Genomic DNA, 2,153 nt, shown 5'->3' with positions numbered 1-2,153 from the left:
AGCAGCGCCCGGAGATCGCGCGGGCGCGTGAGCTCTGGATCCGGCGACGGCGACGCTTCTTCAACAAGGCATTGGCGCGGCTGATCTTTATCGACGAGAGTGTGCTGCAGAGGCACGGAAGGAGTTCGGTATGAACTAAGACCGTAACGTGAAGCTGCGTGAATGATGGAGGATGGCCCTCCGGGATCGGCTTTCAGGAGCGGGTCTCAAACCAGTCCGAGCTGCTGCGGTAAAGAGCCGTGGTGGTGAGCGTCGGATGAAACGTTCGGACGAGATCCGAGCAGGTGCGTGTCCGAAAGACGAACGAAAGTGAACCCTCCGAAGACGCGTCGTTATGAACTTAAACGTCGTCGAAACCAGGACCGTTTCGTCACCCTGGGACAAGTCCGCCAGATGCCTGATGACCGGGCGGGCGGCGACCGGCGTAGAGGGGGCGTGAGTTGGACACAGGCTTTCGCGTGGAACTGCAGGAACCAGGCTCCTGATGCAAAGGGAGAAGCTCAAGCGGAGCAAACCGCGAGGCGAGAGTACTGATGCAGGAGACTGGGGCGGACTGCCCCGTATGAGCGTTGAAGGCCCTGTAATGGGGCCGGAGCAAAGGGGGCGGATCAGGTGGTCGTATTGTTTGGAACAACTGGAAGCAGGATGACTTCGCAGAATACGACAGACAAACCGTTTCGAATTGAGAAACGGCAAGTGTACGAAGCTTTCAAAGCGGTCAAAGCCAACCATGGCGCAGCCGGGGTGGACGGTGAGACCTTGGAGATGTTCGAAAAAGACCTTGCGAGAAACCTCTACAAGATCTGGAATCGGATGTCGTCCGGGACCTACTTTCCGCCGCCGGTGCGGGCCGTCTCCATTCCGAAGAAGACTGGAGGCGAAAGGGTTTTGGGTGTGCCCACCGTCAGCGACCGGATCGCGCAGATGGTGGTCAAGCAGATGATTGAGCCGGATTTGGATTCCCTCTTTCTTCCAGACTCCTACGGGTACAGACCGGGAAAATCGGCCTTGGATGCCGTTGGGGTGACGCGTCAGCGGTGCTGGAAATACGATTGGGTGCTTGAATTCGACGTCAAGGGGCTGTTTGACAATCTTCCGCACGATCTCTTGCTGAAAGCGGTCAGAAAACACGTCACATGCAACTGGGCTCTGCTCTACATCGAAAGATGGCTGACAGCGCCGATGGAGAAGAATGGTGAGGTCGTTGCGCGAACATGCGGCACCCCGCAAGGAGGTGTTGTCAGCCCCTGCCTCGCCAATCTCTTCATGCACTATGCGTTTGATTTGTGGTTGACGCGAACGCATCCGGATCTCCCATGGTGCCGATATGCGGACGATGGCCTTGTTCACTGCTGCAATGAACAGCAAGCAGAAGCCCTTAAGGCGGAGCTTGCCTCTCGACTGGCAGCATGCGGGCTTCAGATGCATCCGACAAAGACCAAGATCGTTTATTGCAAAGACCAGAGGCGCAGGGGGAAATACCCGAATGTCGTGTTCGACTTTCTCGGGTATCAGTTCCGGCCACGGCGTGTGGCGAACACACAGCGAGATGAATTCTTCTGTGGCTACACGCCCGCGGTCAGTCCCGCAGCGATGAAGTCGATGCGAGCTACGATCAAAAGCTTGAACATCCCGCGGCAAACGCCGGGGACGCTGGCTGAAATTGCCCGACAGATCAATCCGCTCCTTCGGGGATGGATTGCCTACTACGGTCGGTTCAGTCGCTCGGCCCTGTCTATCCTGGCTGATTACGTCAATCAGAAGCTCAGGGCTTGGATCAGGCGAAAGTTCAAGCGCTTTCAGTCCCATAAAACCCGTGCCAGTCTGTTCTTGCGAAAGCTGGCGCGGGAAAATCCGGGGCTGTTCGTACATTGGAAGGCGTTCGGAACGAACACGTTTACCTGATGGGAGCGGTGTGAATCGAGAGGTTCACGCACCGTTCTGCGAGAGGCCGGCAGGTGAAATCCCTCCGGCCTACTCACCCCTCGACCAATACGAAGCTGACCAAGCGTTCCGGCTGGTCACCAATAGGGCAGCGCTATCGCACCCACGCCCCCTTCGGCTCGTGGAAGACGCAGACCTTCATCGCCGGCCTGAGATCACATGGGATGGTCGCGCCCTTTATCGTCAATGCGCCGATGAACAAGCGCATC

Annotated in this window: 1 protein-coding gene and 1 pseudogene; both read left to right on the top strand. The window is 57.5% G+C overall.

What is annotated here, in order from left to right:
- Window positions 1-645: 645 nt before the first annotated feature.
- On the top strand, window positions 646-1,905 hold the full coding sequence (gene ltrA / locus QN219_RS33650) for a group II intron reverse transcriptase/maturase (protein WP_284004739.1): 1,260 nt from the start codon (window positions 646-648) through the stop codon (window positions 1,903-1,905).
- 53 nt (window positions 1,906-1,958) lie between these two features.
- Window positions 1,959-2,153 (top strand): annotated as a pseudogene (locus tag QN219_RS33645) (hypothetical protein); the annotation flags it as partial.

It is taken from the genome of Sinorhizobium sp. 8-89, from assembly GCF_030124325.1.
In the GTDB taxonomy this organism is placed as follows: domain Bacteria; phylum Pseudomonadota; class Alphaproteobacteria; order Rhizobiales; family Rhizobiaceae; genus Sinorhizobium.
Note: the sequence above shows the minus strand (reverse complement) of the source record. Positions and strands in the feature narration are given on the sequence as shown.

Bases quoted from the DNA above. Each gene is read 5' to 3' on its own strand.
- ltrA (WP_284004739.1), top strand. From the start codon at position 646: ATGACTTCGCAGAATACGACAGACAAACCGTTTCGAATTGAGAAACGG.